Source organism: Streptomyces sp. HB132, assembly GCF_016909575.1.
Lineage (GTDB): Bacteria > Actinomycetota > Actinomycetes > Streptomycetales > Streptomycetaceae > Streptomyces.
In genome coordinates this window covers 373,916-391,442 of the sequence record NZ_JAFBGA010000004.1, presented here as the reverse complement: position 1 = coordinate 391,442, position 17,527 = coordinate 373,916, and the positions used below count along the sequence as shown (strand labels likewise).

Below are 17,527 nucleotides of genomic sequence, written 5' to 3'. Positions count from 1 at the left end.
TCGGTACGCGTGCCTGACGGCTGATGTCAGGTGTACCGGGAAGGCTCTCCCTCCGCCCGCGAAGCCGGGGCGGAGGGAGAGCCTTTCTCATGACCGCGCCACCCGGCCGGCCGCACCGCTTCCACGGGCACGGTCCCGGGCACGGGAAAGGCCCGCCGGCACGGTGTCGTGCGTACGGCCGGCGGGCCTTTCCGGTGGTGCCTCGGCGTCAGCCGCGACGCCCGACGAGCTTCCAGGAGGCGGGCAGCGCGCCCATGGCCAGCGCGGCCTTGAGGGCGTCGCCGATCAGGAACGGCACCAGGCCGGCCGCGACGGCGGCGCTCAACGACATGCCGGTGGAGAGCGCCAGGTACGGCACGCCGACCGCGTAGATGACGAGGGAGCCGACCGCCATCGTGCCCGCGGTGCGCAGGACGGACCGGTCGCCGCCCCGGCGGGCCAGGCCGCCGACGACGGTGGCGGCGAGCAGCATGCCGAGGACGTAGCCGAACGACGCTCCGCCCGGGCCGGAGGTGCCCTCGGAGAACCAGGGCATCCCGGCCATGCCGACGATCGCGTACAGGGCGAGGGAGAGGAAACCGCGGCGGGCACCCAGCGCGGTGCCGATGAGCAGCGCGGCGAAGGTCTGGCCGGTGACGGGGACCGGGGAGCCCGGGACGGGCACGGCGATCTGGGCCGCGATGCCGGTGAGGACGGCGCCGCCGACGACCAGCGCCGTGTCCACGGCGTAACGGTGCCGGACTGCGGGCAGCAGGTCGGCGAGGACCGCTCCGGAACGGGCGGGGGCGGCAGCAGTACTCATCGGGACTCCGCGGGTGAGGTCGGCAGGACGGACTGAGGGTGACGTTAGCCGACGCCATATCGCTCGATCACCATCAGCCGCCCACAAAGCGGCGGCTGAGGAGTTTATTGGGTTCACACAAAGAGCGTTGCGCAATCGCCCATCGACGTGATGCTGGTCACGGAGGTGGGGGTGTGGACAGCCCTCCGTTCGGGAGTGGGCGACATCCCGTGAGACTGTAGGTTCCCCATAAATGATCCGAGAGTGATCCGCAGCTCATGCACGACGCGCCCCCCACGCACTCCCCCGTTCCGTCCGAGCCCCTGGCCCACGGTCTGAAGCAGCGCCACCTGACGATGCTCGGCCTCGGCGGTGTGATCGGTGCCGGTCTCTTCGTCGGTTCGGGCGCCGGGATCGCGGTCGCCGGGCCCGCCGTGGTCGTCTCGTACCTGATCGCGGGCGCGCTCGCGATGCTGGTGATGCGGATGCTCGGGGAGATGTCGGCGGCGATGCCCGCGTCCGGGTCATTCTCCGTCCACGCGGAGCGTGCGCTGGGCCGCTGGGCCGGCTTCAGCGTCGGCTGGCTCTACTGGTTCATGCTGGTGGTGGTGCTCGCCGTGGAGGCGACGGCCGCCGCGCAGATCGCCCACGCCTGGGTGCCCGCGGTGGACCAGTGGCTCTGGGTACTGCTGTTCATGGTGGTGTTCACCGTGGCCAACCTGACGGCCGTGAAGAACTTCGGCGAGTTCGAGTTCTGGTTCGCCGCGTTGAAGGTGGCCGCGATCGTCGTCTTCCTGGCCCTCGGCCTGCTGGCGGTGTTCGGTGTCCTTCCCGACACCGCTCCGGTGGGGCTGACGAACCTCACCGGCCAGGGCGGCTTCCTGCCGCACGGCTGGGACGGCGTGGTCTCCGGCGTCCTCACCGTGGTGTTCGCCTTCGGCGGGCTGGAGGTCGTGACCATCGCGGCGGCCGAGACGGACGATCCGGCCCGCGCCGTGGGGCGGGCGGTGCGCAGCGCGGTGGTGCGCATCCTCTTCTTCTACGTCGGCTCGATGCTGGTCATCGTGACCGTGCTGCCGTGGACCGCCCAGCAGGCCGGGCTCAGCCCGTACGTGGAGGTCCTGGATTCGATCGGCGTGCCGTCGGCCGGGCAGATCATGAACATCGTGGTGTTCGTCGCGCTGCTGTCGGCGCTCAACGCCAATCTGTACGGCTCATCCCGGATGATCTTCTCGCTGGCCGAGCGCGGCGAGGCGCCGCGGGGACTGCTGAGGGTCTCGGGCGGACAGGGCGGCGGGGGCGGGGTGCCCCGTCGTGCGGTGCTGGCCTCGGTGGCCTTCGGTTTCGTCTCCGTACTGCTCAATCTCCAGTGGCCCGACACCGTGTTCCTCTACATGCTCAACTCGGTCGGCGCGGTCCTGCTGTTCGTCTGGGGGCTGATCGCCGCCTCACAACTGCGGCTGCGGGGCCGGCTGGAGCGGGAGGCGCCGGGCGCCCTGGCGCTGCGGATGTGGTGCTTCCCCTATCTGACCTGGGTCGCCCTGGCCGGCCTGTCGGCCGTCCTGCTGCTGATGCTCACCGACGACGTGGCCCGTCCCCAGGTGCTGTGGTCGGCAGGTGCCACGGGCGTGGTGCTGCTCGTCGCGTTCGTGCGGGAGCTGCGCGCACGGCCGTAGGCGGGTGAGCACCTTGTGTGAGCCTGGTGACCGTATAGCGGACAGCTGTTCCTCATGGGCGGGACCCGTAGCCAGACTGTGGGCTGCCCCCCGTCCCGACCAGTGAACAGAGCCCGTCCATGTCCCGGACCTCCGCGCCGCCCCCCACGGACGCCGCCACCCCCGGCGCCGACTCCGCGCTCACCCACGGACTCAAGCAGCGCCACCTGTCGATGATCGCCCTGGGCGGTGTGATCGGGGCCGGGCTGTTCGTCGGCTCCGGTGCCGGCATCGCCGCGGCCGGCCCCTCGATCGTCGTCGCGTACGCCGTCTCCGGACTGCTGGTCATGTTCGTGATGCGGATGCTCGGCGAGATGTCGGCCGCCAACCCCGCCTCCGGCTCCTTCTCCGTCCACGCGGAACGGGCGATCGGGCCGTGGGCCGGCTTCACGGCCGGGTGGTCGTTCTGGGTGCTGCTCTGCGTCGCCGTCGGGCTGGAGGGGATCGGCGCCGCGCAGATCGTCACCGGCTGGCTGCCCGGTACGCCGGAGTGGGCCTGGGTGGCCCTCTTCATGGTGGTCTTCCTCGGCACGAATCTCGCCGCCGTGAAGAACTTCGGTGAGTTCGAGTTCTGGTTCGCCGCGCTCAAGGTCATCGCGATCACGCTCTTCCTGGTACTGGGCCTCCTCGCGATCCTGGGCGTGCTGCCCGACACGGACTCCCCCGGTACCTCGAACCTCACCGGGGACGGCGGCTTCCTGCCGAACGGCTCCGAAGGCCTGATCATCGGCCTGCTCGCCTCCGTCTTCGCGTACGGCGGTCTGGAGACCGTCACCATCGCGGCGGCCGAGTCCGAGAACCCCGTGCAGGGCGTCGCCAAGGCGGTGCGTACGGCGATGTGGCGCATCGCGGTCTTCTACATCGGCTCGATGGCGGTCATCGTGACCCTCGTGCCGTGGGACGACCCCCAGGTCGCCGAGGTCGGTCCGTTCTACGCGATGCTCGACCACCTCGGCATCAGCGGTGCCGCGGAGATCATGAACGTGGTCATCCTGATCGCCCTGCTCTCCGCGATGAACGCCAACATCTACGGCTCCTCGCGCATGGCGCGTTCCCTCGTGGCCCGCGGCCAGGGCCCGAAGGTGCTCGGCAAGATCTCCTCGGGCGTCCCGCGCAACGCCGTGCTCGCCTCCTCGGCCTTCGGCTTCCTGTGCGTGCTGCTCAGCTACTGGCGTCCCGACGACGTCTTCCCGTGGCTGCTCAACATGATCGGCGCGGTCATCCTGGTCGTCTGGATCTTCATCGCCGTCTCCCAGCTGATCCTGCGCAAGCGGACGGAGCGCGAGGCCCCGGACCGGCTCGTCGTCCGGATGTGGTTCTTCCCGGTCCTGACGATCGTGGCGCTGGTCGCCATGGTCGGCATCTTCGTCCTGATGCTTGGCCAGCCCGACACACGCGACCAGCTGCTGGCGACGGGGGCACTGACCGCACTGCTGATCGTGACCGGCCTGGTGCGGCAGAAGCGGGCGGAGCGCGGCACACCGGCCGAAAACTGAGTGCATGAGGCACGGTCCTTCTGCGAGGGTGCCCCCATGAGTCCCCTCCCCGCAGATCCGACCGTGCTGCACCCGATGCCCGGCCAGCCGCGGGTGGTGCAGCTCCAGCCCCTGGTCACGTCCCCGCTCATCGAGGTCGGCGCGTACTCGTACTACGACGACCCCGATGACGCGACGGCGTTCGAGACCCGCAACGTGCTCTACCACTACGGCCCCGAGAAGCTCGTGATCGGACGTTTCTGCGCGCTGGGGACCGGGGTGCGGTTCATCATGAACGGCGCCAACCACCGCATGGACGGACCCTCCACGTTCCCGTTCCCCACCATGGGCGGCTCCTGGGCCGACCACTTCGACCTGCTGACCGGGCTGCCCGGCCGAGGTGACACCGTGGTCGGCCACGACGTGTGGTTCGGCTACCGGGTGACGGTGATGCCGGGCGTCCGGATCGGGAACGGCGCGATCATCGCCGCCGGCTCCGTCGTCACGTCCGACGTGCCCGACTACGGCATCGTCGGCGGCAACCCCGCGAAGCTGCTCCGCACCCGTTACGACGACGCGGACATCGCCCGGCTCCTGGCCGTCGCCTGGTGGGACTGGCCCGCCGAGCACATCACCGAGCACGTCCGCACCATCATGTCCGGGAGCGTCGACGACCTGGAAGCGGCCGCTCCTCAGCCGGGCTGAGCGCCGAACACGATTCTGAGCAGCGGCAGTTCACGCCCGGGGACGGAGCCCGACGGGGTGGCGCCGATCCGGACCGCGCCCATCGCCGTGTAGAACGGCTCGGCGTTCGGGTCGGCGTCGATCGTGAGCGCCTCGAAGCCGAGCCGGCCGGCCTGAGCCATGGTGTGCTCGAACAGGATCCGGCCCACGCCGCGGCCGATGGCGTCCGGCTCGACGAACATCATGCCGAGTGCGCCCTCGGGCGGCTCCCCGGACAGGGTCGCGAAGCCCAGGACGCGGCCGTCCCCCTCCGCGACCGCCGTACGCCCGCCCTCCGTATCACCTTCGCGGACGGTCAGTTCGTCGACGCAGGCGGCCAGGAACGCCTCGTCGTACCCCCAGTGGGCCTTGGACCGCAGGGCCAGCGCGGTCAACGCCGCGGCCTCGTCGGGCCGTCCCGGTCGTAGCTCCAGGTCCTGCCGTGGCTTCACGCCCCGCCTCCTCGGTCGTCTGCGGGAACCGTACCCATGGCCGTACACGAGGTGGCAAGGTGCTGTCCGCCCTGACGTGATCCCGCGTGGCTCCGGCCGCGCCTGCCGAGGAGACCGCATGTCCTTACCTCGTCCGCGACGCCGCTCGATCCTTCTGGCCACAGCGGCCGTCTCCGCCGCGGCGGCGGTTCCCGCCGCCGCGGCCACCGAACGGCACGGCGGCGCGAGGGCGCCGCTCGTCATCGGTCACCGGGGTGCCGCCGGGTGGCGGCCCGAGCACACCGCTTCCGCCTACACCTTCGCGGTGCGTGCCGGGGCCGACTGGATCGAGCCCGACCTCGTCCCGACCAGGGACCACGTCCTGGTGGTGCGCCACGAGAACGAGATCTCCGGCACCACGGACGTGGCCGGGCACCCGGAGTTCGCGGGCCGCCGCACCACGAAGACGGTGGACGGCCGCGCCGTCACGGGCTGGTTCACGGAGGACTTCACCCTCGCCGAGCTGAAGACGCTGCGCGCGGTGGAGCGGCTCCCCCTGGTCCGCAACCGCAACACCGTCTTCGACGGCCGCGAGCAGATCATGACCTTCCAGGAGGTCGTCGACCTGGCCCGCGCCCTCTCGAAGGAGCACGGCCGCAGGATCGCGGTCTTCCCGGAGACCAAGCACCCGGTGTACTTCCGTTCGGCCGGACTGCCCCTGGAGCCCGAGCTCATCAGGCTCGTCCGCCGCAACCGGCTGACCGCACGCGACTGCGTCGTCCAGTCGTTCGACCCGTCCAGCCTCCGTGAGGTGGCGGCGGCACGTCTCGGCCTCCCGCTGTGGCAGGCGCTGGGGACGAGCGGCGGTCCGTACGGCCACCCCGTGACGTACAAGGAGATGATGACGCCCGCGGGGCTGCGCGAGATCGCCTCGTACGCCGGGTGGATAGGCCCGGACAAGTCATCCCTGGTCCCCCCGTCGCCCCTGCTGGACGACGCCCACGCGGCAGGACTGAAGGTCGGGGCGTACACCTTCCGCGCCGAGAACCAGTACCTCCCGGCCGAGTACCGGAGGGGCACCGCGCCGAACGACTTCGGTGACGCGTTCGCCGAGTACGCCTTCCACTTCGGCCGGGGGGTGGACGCCGTCGTGACCGACTTCCCCGACCTGGCGGCGGCCGCGCGCGACGGACTCCGGTCCTAGGGCGAACGGCTGATCACCTTCGGGCCCTCCTCCTGCTAGCCTGCAATTGCGAACAGCTTGCAATAACCACCAGGTAGCAGTTGGAGGGTTCGAACCCATGGCCACGTACACGCTTCCGGAACTCCCGTACGACTACGCGGCGCTCGAACCGGTCATCAACCCGCAGATCGTCGAGCTCCACCACGACAAGCACCACGCCGCGTACGTCAAGGGTGCGAACGACACCCTGGAGCAGCTGGAAGAGGCCCGCGACAAGGAGGCCTGGGGCGCGATCAACGGCCTCCAGAAGAACCTCGCGTTCCATCTCTCCGGCCACATCCTGCACTCGATCTACTGGCACAACATGACCGGCGACGGCGGCGGCGAGCCCCTCGCGGCCGACGGCGTGGGCGACCTGGCGGACGCGATCACCGAGTCCTTCGGCTCGTACGCCGGCTTCAAGTCCCAGCTGACGAAGGCCGCGGCGACCACGCAGGGCTCCGGCTGGGGCGTCCTCGCGTACGAGCCGGTCAGCGGCAGGCTGATCGTCGAGCAGGTCTACGACCACCAGGGCAACGTCGGGCAGGGCTCGGTCCCGATCCTGGTCTTCGACGCCTGGGAGCACGCCTTCTACCTGCAGTACAAGAACCAGAAGGTGGACTTCATCGAGGCGATGTGGCGCGTCGTCAACTGGCAGGACGTGGCGAAGCGCTACGCCGCCGCCAAGGAGCGCGCGGACGTGCTGCTGCTCGCTCCCTGACGGGAGACCCCGGACGTCCTGCCTCGTGATCGTCTTCTCAGCCTTCACCCGGCAGGCGGATGAACGGAGAGCCCCCGCGAGGACGTGACTCGCGGGGGCTCTCCCATGGGAGCGGGACACGCGCCGCCGCGCCGGAATCACCCCCGGCGCCTGCGAAGCGTGCGCGGCCACCCGCCGCGCACCGGCCGTCGGTGCGAGACTGGCGGGGTGACGGACGACGAACGGCGGACCGAACGGCGCTTGGAGCGAGCCATCCTGGAGCTGCTGGAGAAGCGCGGACCGGCCGCGACGATCTGCCCCTCCGACGCCGCGCGGGCGGTCCACGAGGGGGACGACGACGGCTGGCGGGCGCTCATGGAGCCGGCCCGCGGCGCGGCGCGGCGGCTGGTCGCCGCCGGCGAGGTCGAGATCACCCAGGGTGGTCAGGTCGTCGACCCGGCTAAGGCCCGCGGTCCGATCCGTATCCGCCGCACCCGCTGACCCGCCCGGTGCGGGCCGGTGTTCCAGGGGCCCGCACCGGCCGGACCGGTCAGTCGAAGAGGGGCCCCTGCGTGCGGGTCCGCTTGATCTCGTAGAAGCCGGGGACCGAGGCCACCAGCAGCGTGCCGTCCCAGAGCTTCGCGGCCTCCTCGCCCTTCGGCGCGGGAGTGACGACCGGGCCGAAGAAGGCGATCTGCCCGCCGTCGGCACCGGGCACCGCGATGACCGGGGTGCCGACGTCCTGGCCGACCTTGTCGATGCCCTCCTGGTGGGAGGCGCGCAGCTCCTTGTCGTAGGCGTCGGAGTCCGCGTACTCCAGCAGATCCGCCGGGAGGCCGACGTCCGCCAGCGCACCCGCGATCGCCTCGCGGGTGGGGCCCTCGCCCTTGTTGTGGAAGCGGGTCCCCATGGCCGTGTACAACGGGCCGACGATCTCGTCCCCGTGCTTCTCCCGGGCCGCGACGACGACACGGACCGGCGCCCACGCCTGGGTGCGCATCATGTCCTGGTACTCCTCGGGCAGCTCGTCGAGCCGGGGCTCGTTGAGGACCGCCAGGCTCATCACGTGCCAGCGGACCTCCACGTCGCGGACCTTCTCCACCTCCAGCATCCAGCGGGAGGTCATCCAGGCCCAGGGACAGAGCGGGTCGAACCAGAAATCGGCCGGGATCCTGCTGCCGGCCGTGCTGTTCTCGGGCATGTCTCTCCTCATGAGGTCGGTCTGCACCTGGCGTCAGAACACCGCGGGGCGCGCCCGCCATTCCCGTGCGGGGGCCCGGACCGCCGCATGCGACCATCAAAGTTGTTCGAATGAGACACGAAGGAGTGTTCCGTGCCTGGTGAAAACCTGTCCCGCGACGAGGCCCGCGAGAGGGCCGAGCTGCTGACCGTCGACGGTTACGAGGTCGCCCTCGACCTGCGTTCCGCCGTCGGTGATCCCGGCGGGGGCGACGAGGCCGGTCCGCGCACCTTCCGCTCGCAGACCACGATCCGCTTCCGTGCCGCCCGGGCCGGGGCCTCGACCTTCGCCGATCTGGTGGCCCCGTCCGTGAGCGCCGTGACGCTGAACGGCAAGGACCTGGACCCCTCGGCCGTCTTCGACGGCACACGGATCGCGCTGGACGACCTCGCCGGCGGCGAGAACGTCCTCGTGGTCGACGCGCAGTGCGCCTACAGCCGTACCGGCGAGGGCATGCACCGCTTCGTCGACCCGGAGGACGGCGAGGTCTACCTCTACACCCAGTACGAACCGGCCGACGCCCGGCGCGTCTACGCCAACTTCGAGCAGCCCGACCTCAAGGCGCCCTACCGCTTCGAGGTGACGGCGCCGGAGGGCTGGCGGGTCTGGAGCAACGGCGCGGAGGAGTCCCAGGAGGGCGAGGTCCACCGGTTCGCGGAGACCCTGCCGATCTCGACGTACATCACGGTGGTCGTGGCGGGCCCGTACCACTACGTGAGCGACGTCTACACCCGCACGTCCGAGGGGGGCGAGAAGCTGGAGATCCCGCTCGGCGCCATGTGCCGCAAGGGGCTCGCGCGCCACTTCGACGCGGACGACGTCTTCCTGATCACCAAGCAGGGCCTGGACTTCTTCCACGACCACTTCGACTACCCGTACCCCTTCGGGAAGTACGACCAGGCGTTCGTGCCCGAGTACAACCTCGGCGCGATGGAGAACCCGGGCCTCGTCACCTTCCGCGAGGAGTACATCTACCGCGGCAAGGTCACCTCGGCCTCCTACGAGCGCCGCGCCAACGTCATCCTGCACGAGATGGCGCACATGTGGTTCGGCGACCTGGTCACCATGCAGTGGTGGGACGACCTGTGGCTGAAGGAGTCCTTCGCCGACTTCATGGGGACCTTCTCGATGGTGGAGGCGACCCGCTTCACCAACGGCTGGATCACCTTCGCCAACAACCGCAAGGCCTGGGCCTACCGTGCCGACCAGCTGCCGTCCACGCACCCGATCACGGCGGACATCCGTGACCTGGAGGACGCCAAGCTGAACTTCGACGGCATCACGTACGCCAAGGGCGCGTCCGTGCTCAAGCAGCTGGTCGCGTACGTGGGCCGGGACGCGTTCCTGGAGGGCGCGCGCCGCTACTTCAAGCAGCACGCCTTCGGCAACACGCGGCTGGGCGACCTCCTCTCGGTGCTGGCCGAGACCTCCGGGCGCGACATGACCGCCTGGTCGCGCGCCTGGCTGCAGACAGCGGGGGTCAACGTCCTGACGCCGGTCGTGACGTACGACGGTGAGGGCCGGATCGCGGAGCTCGCCGTGACCCAGGAGGCCGCGGCCTCCCATCCGGAGCTGCGGCCGCACCGCGTCGCGGTGGGCCTGTACCGGCTCGCCCCGGAGGGCGGGCTGGTGCGGTACGCCCGCGCCGAGGCCGACGTGGCGGGCCCGCGCACCGTGGTCACGGAGCTGGCCGGTGCCGAGAAGCCCGACCTGGTCCTGGTCAACGACGACGACCTCACCTACTGCAAGGTCCGCTTCGACGACGTGTCCCTGGCCACTCTGCGCGAGCACCTAGGTGACATCACCGACCCGCTGACGCGGGCGATGTGCTGGTCCGCCCTGTGGAATCTGACGCGGGACGCGGTTCTGCCGGCCCGGGAGTTCGTGTCCCTGGTGCTGTCCTTCGCCGGCGGGGAGTCGGACATCGGCGTCCTGCAGATGCTGCACGCCTGGGCCATGTCGGCTCTGACCCACTACGCCGCGCCGGCCTGGCGCGAGGAGGGCGGCCGGGCGCTGGCCGAGGGCGCTCTGGCCGAGCTCCGGCGTGCCGAGCCGGGCAGCCAGCACCAGCTGACGTGGGCCCGGTTCTTCGCCGCGTCCGCCGCGTCGGACGCGGACTTCCAGCTGCTGGGCGGGCTGCTCGACGGTTCGGCCGTGATCGACGGTCTGGACGTCGACCAGGAGCTGCGGTGGGCTTTCCTCTCCCCGCTGGTCGCACACGGCAGGGCCGGCGAGCCGGAGGTGGACGCCGAACTCTCCCGGGACGACACGGCGTCCGGCAAGCGGCACCACGTGCGGTGCCTGGCCTCACGCCCCTCGGCGGCGGTCAAGGCGCAGGCGTGGGCGGCGGTCGTGGAGTCGGACAAGCTGTCCAACGCGCTCGTCGAGGCGACGATCGCCGGCTTCGGACAGCCCTCCCAGCGGGAGCTGCTGGCTCCGTACACGGCGTCGTACTTCGAGGCGATCGAGCGGGTGTGGGCCGAGCGCTCCATCCAGATCGGCATGGACGTGGTCAAGGGGCTGTTCCCCGGGCTGCAGGACGACCCCGCGACCCTGAGCGCGACGGACGCGTGGCTGGCCTCGCACCCGGACGCGGCACCGGCGCTCCGGCGGCTGGTCCTGGAGGCCCGGGACGATCTGGCCCGGGTGCTGAGGGGCCAGGAACGCGACGCGGGCGCGTGAGCACCCGGCGCGCGCCCCGCACGTGTGTGCGGGGCGCGCGCCGCACAATCCCCACCACGACCACCCTTTTCGTCATTCGAACTGCCGTACTTTAGGACGGCCTTGTCCTGGAATGTCGACGGGCGTGTAACACGGGTCATCGGACCGTATGCCTGCGGGAACCTCCCCGGCATGACCCAGAACGCCTCCCCCCTGCCCCCGCGCCCCGTCCACGGGGTGAGCCACCGCGTGCAGTCCAGCGCGCAGCTGCGCTCCCGCGGCGTGACCGCCGCGCAGACCGCCGCGCAGTGCCTGCCCGGCGGTCCGTGGCAGCTGCTGCTGCCCGGCGTGTACCTCCTGCACCCGGCTCCGCCCACGAACGACGACCGGGTGCGCGGCGCCCTGCTGTACGCCGGGCGGCCCCCGGCCGGCGCCCGCCGGACCGTGCCGGCACGGTCCGCAGCGGCGTACGGCGAGGCCATGGTCACGGGCCTGGCCGCCCTGGCCCTGTACGGCTTCACCTCCGCGCCCCCGGGGATCGCGCTGCACCGGATCGACGTGCTGGTGCCGCGCACCAGGCGGCTGCGCTCGACCCGGTTCGTCCAGGTGACCCGGGCCGCCGTCCTGCCCACGCCGCACCGTCGGGGCGGGGTTCCGCTCGCTCCGCTGGAGCGCGCCCTGGCGGACGCGGTCTCCTCGCTCACGGACGCCTCGACGGTGCGCCGGATCCTGACGGAGGCGGTCCGTGAGGGGTGGTGCGAACCCGCCTCCGTCGTACGGGAACTGAGCGCGGCCAAGCTGCTGGGCCGCCCGCACGTGGTGGAAGCCGTCGACGCGTTGCTGGAGGAGGGCCGGGCGGCGGCCGAGGGCCGGCTGTACGAGATGGTGCGGAACCATGCCCTGCCCCAGCCGTTGTGGAACGTGGAGCTGGCCCTGCCCGGCGGCAGCTCCCTGGGAGGGGTGGACGCGTACTGGCCGGAGCCGGCGGTCGCGGTCGAACTGGGCACCCGCTCGCCCCGGGAGGAGCACGTGGCCTTCGCCGCCGAACGGGAGCACCTGGAGCGGCTCGGGGTCACGGTGGTGCGGGTGACGCCGAAGCAGCTGCGCGACTCGACGGCTCAGCTGTCGGTGGTGCTGCGTACGGCGATGATGGCGGCCGAGGACCGTGAACCGGCCGCGTACGTGGTGGCCCTGCCCCGGTAGGTGGCGTAATGGCACCGGTGGCGGATCTACGCCATGTCCCGTTCTCGTCCTCGCCAACTCTCCACAAACCCCTGTCGTTTACGAAAGGCTGAGCGGTCATCGGGTACCGAATTCCGGACTCTCTCTTTCTTTCACATACAGGGATGCTGATGACCAAGGAATCCCCCGGCTCCATACCCGGGGCGAGACGCGCGGTACGTATCGCGGCAGCAGCCGGTCTGGCGGCCGCACTGACCGCCACCGGCGCCGCCCCGGTCCTCGCGGCCGACGACCCGGCGACCTCCCCGGTGAAGCCCGCCGCCGCGAGCGCGAAGGGCGACAAGCTGGGCGGGGCCGACGCCGATGTGCTGGCGAAGGCCGAGGCCAAGGGCGAGAAGAACGTCACCATGATGGTCGCCACCACCCCCGGTGCGACCGAGAAGGTCGCCGAGCAGCTGGACTCCGTCAAGGGGTCCGTGGTGGGGCAGACGTACGACAAGCTCGGCTACGTCCGGGCGACCGTGCCGACCGCGACCGCCGAAGCCACCATCAAGGCGGCACAGAAGCTCTCCTCCGTCCAGGGCATCGACCTCAAGCAGGAGATCAAGCTGGACGACCCGACGCCCGCGGGCGACCGGGCGGCCGGGGCGAAGCAGCCGAAGGCCACCGGGAGTTACCCGGCACCGGGCAAGAACACCCCGGCGAAGAACCCGTACAACCCGTCCTTCGAGACGGGCGCGGTCGACTTCGTCAAGCAGCACCCGAAGGCCGACGGCCGCGGGATCACCATCGGTGTCCTGGACTCCGGGGTCGACCTCGGCCACCCCGCGCTGCAGAAGACCACCACCGGCGAGCGCAAGATCGTCGACTGGGTGACGGCGACCGACCCCGTGAACGACGGTGACGGAACCTGGCTGCGGATGGACCAGTCCGTGTCCGGCCCGACGTTCACGAGCGGCGGCACGACGTACTCCGCGCCGGCGGGCTCGTACAGCTTCAAGGTGTTCAAGGAGGCCGCCACCCGCGGTGGCGACATGGCGGGCGACCTCAACCGTGACGGTGACACCACCGACCAGTGGGGCGTGCTCTACGACCCGGTCGCCGGCACCGTGCGCGTCGACCTGGACAACGACGCGGACTTCGGCAACGACGCCGTGCTCAAGCCGTACAAGGACAAGCACCAGGTCGCCTACTTCGGCACCGACAACCCGGCGACCCAGATCGTCGAGCGCATCCCGTTCGTCGTGGAGACCCGCAAGGACGTCGTCCACGACGCGGCCGGTGCCAAGGCCGACTTCGTGAACATCGGCGTCATCCAGAGCGAGCACGGCACCCACGTCGCGGGCATCACCGCTGCCAACGGCCTGTTCGGCGGCAAGATGAACGGCGCGGCGCCCGGCGCCAAGGTCGTCTCCTCCCGTGCCTGCACCTGGTCCGGCGGCTGCACCAACATCGCGCTGACCGAGGGCATGATCGACCTCGTCGTCAACCGCGGCGTCGACGTCGTCAACATGTCGATCGGCGGCCTGCCGCCGCTCAACGACGGCAACAACGCACGCGCCGAGCTCTACAAGCGCCTCATCGACATCTACGGCGTCCAGCTGGTCATCTCGGCCGGCAACGAGGGCCCGGGCCTGAACACCATCGGTGACCCCGGCCTCGCCGACCACGTCATCTCGGTGGGCGCGTCGATCTCCAAGGAGACCTGGGCCGCCAACTACGGCTCGAACGTCACCAGGAAGTACGACATGCTGCCCTTCTCCTCGCGCGGTCCGCGTGAGGACGGCGGCTTCACGCCGACCCTGACGGCACCGGGCGCGTCGATCAACACGACGCAGACCTGGTTCCCCGGCGGTCCGGTGAAGGAGGCGGGTTACTCCCTCCCGGCCGGCTACTCCATGCTGCAGGGCACCTCGATGTCCTCGCCGCAGGCCGCCGGCGCCACGGCGCTGCTGCTGTCCGCCGCGAAGCAGAAGCACATCGAGCTTCCCCCGGCCGACCTGCGGACCGCGCTGACCAGCACCGCGACCCACATCGACGGTGTGCCCGCGCACGCCCAGGGCTCCGGTCTGATCGACATCGTCGGCGCCTGGAAGCAGATCGAGAAGCAGGGCGCCCCGGCGCACGAGTACTCGGTCAAGGCCCCGGTCGACACCGCGATCGACTTCGCACTCAAGGACCCGGGCTTCGGCACCGGCCTGTACGACCGTGAGGGCGGTCTGAAGACCGGCCAGAAGAAGTCGTACGACGTCACCGTCACCCGCACCACGGGTCCGGACAAGGCCGTGAAGCACAAGCTGTCGTGGAAGAACAACGACGGCACCTTCTCCCTGACCGGTTCGAGCACCGTCTCGCTGCCGCTCGGCAAGCCGGTCACCGTCAAGGTGCAGGCCAAGCCGCGCACCGCCGGCGTCCACAGCGCGATCCTGCGGGTGGACGACTCGAGGACCAGCGGCGTTGACCAGCAGATCCTCTCCACGGTGGTCGTCGCCAAGGACCTGGTTGAGCCGGGTTACGCGTTCTCGACGACCGGCTCGGTGCAGCGCAACGGCACCACGTCGTACTTCGTGAACGTCCCGGAGGGCGCCAGGACCCTCGAGGTCGCGATGAGCGCCCTGCGCTCGGGCAGCCAGACGCGGTTCATCTCCCTGCACCCCTACGGGGTCGCGGTGGAGGACAGCTCCACGATCTACTGCTACCCGAACTACGAGAACCCGGCCAACACCTGCCGCCCGGACACGCGCTCCTACAAGGACCCGCAGCCCGGCGTCTGGGAGATCGAGGTCGAGTCGCGCCGTACGTCGCCGCTGCTGGACAACCCGTACAAGCTGGACGTCTCGCTGCTCGGCGCCTCCTTCGACCCGGCGGTGCGGACCATCGACGAGGCGAAGATCGGCACCCCGGCCGCGGTGGACTGGACGGTCACCAACAACGCGGGCGACCTGGAGGGCAAGCTCAAGGGCGGCTCGCTGGGCTCGGCCGACGTCGAGCGTCCGTCGATCGCCACGGGCGGCGAGTACCGCAAGGAGGTCACCATCGGTGAGGGCGTCGAGAAGCTCGACGTCGCCATCGGCAACACGTCGGACGCCAACGCCGACATCGACCTGCGTGTCCTCAAGGGTGCGGCCGAGGTCGGTTCCTCCACCACGGCCGGCTCGGAGGAGTCCGTCAGTCTGGTGAAGCCGGCGGCCGGTACTTACACCATCGTCATCGAGGGCTACTCGGTCCCGGCCGGGACCACCGAGTACGACTACCGGGACGTGTACTACGCCCCGTCGCTCGGCGAGATCAAGGTCGACGAGTCGAAGGCCGTGAACCTGGCCAACGGCGCGTCCGCCAAGGTAGGCGCCGAGGTCGTGGTCGCCGGAGCGGCCCCCGAGGGCCGTCAGTTCTTCGGCGAGGTCCAGCTGGTGAACACCCGCGGCACCGCGGCGGGCACCGGCAGCGTCGTGATCGAGAAGGTCACGCCGTAGCCGTCACGACGGTGTGATCCGTACGACACCGCATGACTGTGGGGCGGGTGCTCTCAAGGGCACCCGCCCCACAGCTCTGTGCGCGGCCGGTCCGCCAGGCGGACAATGGATTGGACAAGGGGGCCATGGACATAAGCATCATGGACCGGCAACCCGTGCCCGTTCGCATCTGTGAGGGAGTTCCAGTGAAGGTCGGAATCGTCGGCGCCACCGGTCAGGTCGGCACAGTCATGCGCAGGATTCTGGCCGAGCGGAAGTTCCCCGTCGCCGAGCTGCGGCTCTTCGCGTCCGCGCGTTCCGCGGGCTCCACCATCGCGTACGAGGGCACGGACATCACCGTGGAGGACGCCTCGACGGCGGACTACACCGGGCTGGACATCGTGCTGTTCTCCGCGGGCGGCACGACCTCGAAGGCGCTGGCCGAGAAGGTCGCCGCCCAGGGTGCCGTGGTGATCGACAACTCCTCCGCATGGCGTAAGGACCCCGAGGTCCCGCTGGTGGTCTCCGAGGTCAACGCGCACGCGATCCGGAACCGCCCCAAGGGCATCATCGCCAACCCGAACTGCACCACGATGGCCGCCATGCCCGTGCTGCGCCCCCTGCACGACGAGGCGCAGCTCGACGCGCTGACCGTCGCCACCTACCAGGCGGTGTCCGGCTCCGGAGTCGCCGGCGTCGCGGAGCTGCACGGCCAGGCGTCCAAGGTCGTCGCCGACGCGGACAAGCTGACGCATGACGGCGACGCGGTCGACTTCCCCGAGCCCGGCGTCTACAAGCGCCCGATCGCCTTCAACGTGCTGCCCCTCGCCGGTTCGATCGTCGACGACGGGTCCTTCGAGACGGACGAGGAGCAGAAGCTCCGCAACGAGTCCCGCAAGATCCTGGAGATCCCGGAGCTCAAGGTGTCCGGCACCTGCGTCCGGGTCCCGGTCTTCTCCGGCCACTCCCTCCAGATCAACGCCCGCTTCGCCCGCCCCATCAGCGTCGAGCGCGCCTACGAGCTCCTGAAGGACGCCGAGGGCGTCGAGCTCTCCGAGATCCCGACCCCGCTCCAGGCGGCCGGCAAGGACGCCTCGTACGTGGGCCGCATCCGCGTCGACGAGACCGTCGAGCACGGCCTCGCGCTGTTCGTCTCCAACGACAACCTGCGCAAGGGCGCCGCGCTGAACGCGGTCCAGATCGCGGAGCTGGTGGCGGCGGAGCTCAAGGGCTGACCCCACTCGTCCACGGAAGGGCGGCCCCGGGCATCCGGGGCCGCCCTTCCGCGCCCGCCCCGCCCCGCCCCGGTGCCCGCGAGCAGGAAACGGCGGCTATCCGAGTGGCACCCCGGCCCCGCCCCGCCGCACCTCGAAGTGGAAACACCCGTACTCCACCGCCCGCACGTGCACCAGCGCCACCTCCGGGTCGGCGAAGGCCTCCGCGAAGGCGGCGTCGAAACCGCTCTCCTCGTCGGCCGGTATCTCCAGCAGCCTGCCGCCGATGATCGCGCCGTCCGCGTCGTAGCGCCGGACCGCGCGCAGTGCGCCCGCCCGGGAGAACGGGTAGCCGGTCCGGTCCGCCGCGGGGCCCTCGCACTCCTCGGCGTGGATGAAGACCGGGCCCTGTTCGTCGTACGCCCCGGGGCGGGCCCATGTCTCCGCCGCCCAGCGCCTCAGCGGCGCGTAGGAGACGAGCGCGACCCGCTCCCCCGCCTCGACGCCGCGCAGGCAGCAGCGCAGGGGATCGCCGCCCTCCGCGGCCGTGTGAGGGACGCAGGGACGTCCGGCGTCGTCGGTCGTCCGGAGCTGTTCCAGGGTGCTGGGCCCGATGGGCCGTGCCTCGTGAGCGGTCATGTTCCGAGGGTGGCCCGAAGGCCCGCGCCGGTCCGGCGGAAAACGGACATCGCGCTGCCCCGTCCCACGTGGAAGGATGGCCAAAAACGTCG

Annotated in this window: 14 protein-coding genes; 10 read left to right on the top strand and 4 right to left on the bottom strand. The window is 70.8% G+C overall.

Annotated features, from left to right (window positions below):
• Window positions 1-208: 208 nt before the first annotated feature.
• A complete protein-coding gene (locus JOC24_RS12625) occupies window positions 209-802 on the bottom strand; it encodes a biotin transporter BioY (RefSeq protein WP_205020314.1) in 594 nt (197 codons plus the stop codon).
• A gap of 257 nt (window positions 803-1,059) precedes the next feature.
• On the opposite strand from JOC24_RS12625, the gene JOC24_RS12620 reads away from it, so the two are divergent.
• The 3 genes from JOC24_RS12620 (at window position 1,060) to JOC24_RS12610 (ending at window position 4,676) form a co-directional block, all read left to right on the top strand.
• Window positions 1,060-2,457, top strand: a complete 1,398-nt coding sequence (locus tag JOC24_RS12620; protein WP_205020313.1) for an amino acid permease — start codon at window positions 1,060-1,062, stop codon at window positions 2,455-2,457.
• 119 nt (window positions 2,458-2,576) lie between these two features.
• Window positions 2,577-3,992 (top strand): amino acid permease, encoded by a 1,416-nt coding sequence (locus JOC24_RS12615; protein WP_205020312.1) that lies wholly within the window; start codon window positions 2,577-2,579, stop codon window positions 3,990-3,992.
• A 36-nt stretch (window positions 3,993-4,028) separates the two neighbouring features.
• Window positions 4,029-4,676 carry a CatB-related O-acetyltransferase gene (locus JOC24_RS12610; protein ID WP_205020311.1) on the top strand — a complete coding sequence of 216 codons (648 nt, stop codon included), beginning with the start codon at window positions 4,029-4,031 and terminating at the stop codon, window positions 4,674-4,676.
• Here the strand turns inward: JOC24_RS12610 and JOC24_RS12605 are convergent.
• Entirely contained in the window at window positions 4,664-5,266 is a 603-nt protein-coding gene (locus tag JOC24_RS12605; protein ID WP_205020310.1) for a GNAT family N-acetyltransferase, read from the bottom strand. The two genes, JOC24_RS12610 and JOC24_RS12605, sit on opposite strands and share 13 nt — an antisense overlap.
• On the opposite strand from JOC24_RS12605, the gene JOC24_RS12600 reads away from it, so the two are divergent.
• The 3 genes from JOC24_RS12600 to JOC24_RS12590 all read left to right on the top strand — a co-directional run bounded on the left by JOC24_RS12600 (window position 5,265) and on the right by JOC24_RS12590 (window position 7,548).
• Window positions 5,265-6,329, top strand: coding sequence for a glycerophosphodiester phosphodiesterase family protein (locus JOC24_RS12600; RefSeq protein ID WP_205020309.1), 1,065 nt, complete (start codon window positions 5,265-5,267; stop codon window positions 6,327-6,329). The genes JOC24_RS12605 and JOC24_RS12600 overlap by 2 nt on opposite strands.
• Window positions 6,330-6,426: 97 nt before the next feature.
• Window positions 6,427-7,068 (top strand): superoxide dismutase, encoded by a 642-nt coding sequence (locus JOC24_RS12595; RefSeq protein ID WP_124282381.1) that lies wholly within the window; start codon window positions 6,427-6,429, stop codon window positions 7,066-7,068.
• A gap of 207 nt (window positions 7,069-7,275) precedes the next feature.
• Window positions 7,276-7,548 carry a DUF3253 domain-containing protein gene (locus tag JOC24_RS12590; RefSeq protein WP_205020308.1) on the top strand — a complete coding sequence of 91 codons (273 nt, stop codon included), beginning with the start codon at window positions 7,276-7,278 and terminating at the stop codon, window positions 7,546-7,548.
• Between the two features lie 49 nt (window positions 7,549-7,597).
• On the opposite strand, the gene JOC24_RS12585 is transcribed toward JOC24_RS12590, so the two are convergent.
• A complete protein-coding gene (locus JOC24_RS12585; RefSeq protein ID WP_205020307.1) occupies window positions 7,598-8,248 on the bottom strand; it encodes a mycothiol-dependent nitroreductase Rv2466c family protein in 651 nt (216 codons plus the stop codon).
• A 132-nt stretch (window positions 8,249-8,380) separates the two neighbouring features.
• Here JOC24_RS12585 and pepN point away from each other — a divergent pair, with 132 nt between their 5' ends.
• From pepN to JOC24_RS12565, 4 genes are all read left to right on the top strand, one after another.
• Window positions 8,381-10,969: an aminopeptidase N gene (pepN, locus tag JOC24_RS12580; protein WP_205020306.1), complete on the top strand. Its 2,589-nt coding sequence runs from the start codon at window positions 8,381-8,383 to the stop codon at window positions 10,967-10,969.
• Between the two features lie 171 nt (window positions 10,970-11,140).
• Entirely contained in the window at window positions 11,141-12,151 is a 1,011-nt protein-coding gene (locus JOC24_RS12575; protein WP_205020305.1) for a hypothetical protein, read from the top strand.
• Between the two features lie 143 nt (window positions 12,152-12,294).
• Window positions 12,295-15,603, top strand: a complete 3,309-nt coding sequence (locus JOC24_RS12570; protein ID WP_239580321.1) for a S8 family serine peptidase — start codon at window positions 12,295-12,297, stop codon at window positions 15,601-15,603.
• A 185-nt stretch (window positions 15,604-15,788) separates the two neighbouring features.
• On the top strand, window positions 15,789-16,817 hold the full coding sequence (locus JOC24_RS12565; protein WP_205020303.1) for an aspartate-semialdehyde dehydrogenase: 1,029 nt from the start codon (window positions 15,789-15,791) through the stop codon (window positions 16,815-16,817).
• A 96-nt stretch (window positions 16,818-16,913) separates the two neighbouring features.
• Here JOC24_RS12565 and JOC24_RS12560 read toward each other — a convergent pair whose 3' ends face one another.
• Window positions 16,914-17,435, bottom strand: coding sequence for a DUF1203 domain-containing protein (locus tag JOC24_RS12560; RefSeq protein WP_205020302.1), 522 nt, complete (start codon window positions 17,433-17,435; stop codon window positions 16,914-16,916).
• Between the last annotated feature and the right edge of the window lie 92 nt (window positions 17,436-17,527).